The organism is Blautia sp. HCN-1074, from assembly GCF_037890165.1.
GTDB lineage: Bacteria > Bacillota > Clostridia > Lachnospirales > Lachnospiraceae > Blautia_A.
In genome coordinates, this window is record NZ_JBBKBP010000052.1 from 1 (window position 1) to 2,077 (window position 2,077).

General features: G+C 43.4%; 1 protein-coding gene and 1 pseudogene. Both read left to right on the top strand.

Going from position 1 to position 2,077, the window contains the following annotated elements; translation table 11 throughout:
- Positions 1–238: pseudogene (locus tag WKT11_RS19675) on the top strand (reverse transcriptase domain-containing protein); the annotation flags it as partial.
- A 520-nt stretch (positions 239–758) separates the two neighbouring features.
- Positions 759–2,015: a group II intron reverse transcriptase/maturase gene (gene ltrA, locus WKT11_RS19680; RefSeq protein ID WP_118138189.1), complete on the top strand. Its 1,257-nt coding sequence runs from the start codon at positions 759–761 to the stop codon at positions 2,013–2,015.
- The last annotated feature ends 62 nt before the right edge of the window (positions 2,016–2,077 follow it).

The following is a 2,077-nucleotide window of genomic DNA, read 5'->3' on the forward strand; positions in this document are numbered from 1 at the left end:
TATCCGCCTTGTCAGACGAACGCTGAAAGCAGGAATTATGAATAACTATGAATTTGAAGCAACAGAGGAAGGAAGTGGACAAGGTTCCGTCTGCTCTCCGATAATTTCCTGTATTTATATGCACTATGTGCTGGTATGGTGGTTCAAAGAGGTGGTAACGCCGATGTTAAAGGGATATGCAGGTCTGGTGGTCTACGCTGATGATTGTGCGCCACGAAGGCGAGAACTTGTGGCATGATGCCAAACAAGTATAGCCATGCTGTGTGAATGATGATGGCAGGCCCATCGGAACCGCTATATAGGTGGAGGTTCCAAATCACTCTGAGGTGCTGTAGTCAAAAGCTATGGTACTGAGCGTCAGAGAAAAGGCTGTACAAAACAGTCAGGTGTGGACAGTGGAGATGAACGAAGCTGTGAACCACTTACGAAAACGTCGAAAGCGTAGAGACTCCATCAAAACCAGGGGGTCAGTCGTTAACCTGGGATAAGCATAACGGGAGCCTATTTACTGGTTATGCGGTGGACAGCGTAAAGGTGGCATGAACACTGTTCAGGCATTCACATGGAACGTGGGAACCTACGGGCTGGTGTTAAGGGAGAGTGCCAAGTGGACGAACCGCAAGGTACAGAGTACTGATACAGTCATAGGGGCAGAGTGGCTTGTAGTAGTGAAGAGGGTTTCTGAAAAGAAAACAGAGCGAAGAAGCCACAGTATCCAAGCAGAGTAAATAAGTCAACTTAGGAATAAGGAGGAGCTTATGAGCGAAGCAAAACAGTTTGATATTTCAAAGAAGGCTGTAATTGCAGCTTTTCAGGCGGTAAAGGAAAACGCAGGAAGTTACGGGGTGGATGAACAAACCATAAAAGAGTTTGAGGAGCATCTTAATAACAACCTGTATAAACTATGGAACCGGATGGCATCAGGAAGTTATTTCCCGAAGCCTGTAAGGGCAGTAGCAATACCCAAGAAAAATGGTGGCACCAGAATTTTGGGAATTCCAACAGTAGAAGACAGAATCGCACAAATGGTTGCGAAGATGTACTTTGAACCGCTGGTTGAGCCAATGTTTTACAAGGACTCATATGGATACCGTCCGAACAAATCTGCAATTCAGGCAGTAGGACAAGCAAGGGAAAGATGTTTTAAAAGAGACTGGGTATTGGAATTAGATATCAAAGGGCTCTTTGATAATATCAAACATGGATATCTGATGTACATGGTTGAGAAACATACGCAAATAAAATGGCTGATACTTTATATAAAACGCTGGCTTACAGTGCCGTTCATCATGAGTGATGGCTCAGTTGCTGAACGCAGGTCAGGAACACCTCAGGGTGGAGTTATCAGTCCTGTGCTTGCAAATCTGTTTCTTCACTATGTATTTGATGACTTTATGACAAAAGCATATCCGAACATCTGGTGGGAAAGATATGCTGATGATGGAGTACTGCACTGCCAATCGTACAAGCAGGCTGTATTTATAAAGCAGAAACTGGAAGAACGTTTTCAGCAGTTTGGATTGGAACTAAATAAAGAAAAGACACGTATTGTTTACTGCAAGGATAACCGAAGGTCACAAAACTATAGTTGTACTCAATTCACTTTTCTGGGATATACGTTCAGACCAAGGCTGAATAAGAATAAAGAAGGAAAGTTCTTTGTAGGCTTTACGCCTGCGGTCAGTGAAAAAGCCAAAACTGCTATGAAACAGAAGATCAGAGAATGGAAGATACAGTTAAAGGCGGATCTCTCATTAAAAGATATTGGGAACATGATAAACAAAGTAGTGCAAGGATGGATTAACTACTACACACACTATTATAAGTCAGAATTTTATGAGGTGTTGCGTTATATCAATCAATGTCTGATTAAATGGGTACGACGAAGTTATAAAAAGAAGAACACGAGAAGCAGAGCCGAGCACTGGCTTGGTGCAGTAGCCAGAAGAGACAGAAACTTGTTTGCACACTGGAAATTTGGAATATTACCATCTGTTGGAGAGGGAGCCGTATGAGTCGAGAGGCTCACGTACGGTTCTGATGGGGACTCAAGGGGAGGTTCCTTGGGTCTACCTAC

What these genes read in the sequence shown, in the direction of transcription:
- ltrA (WP_118138189.1), top strand. Translation starts at nt 759, where the DNA reads ATGAGCGAAGCAAAACAGTTTGATATTTCAAAGAAGGCTGTAATTGCA.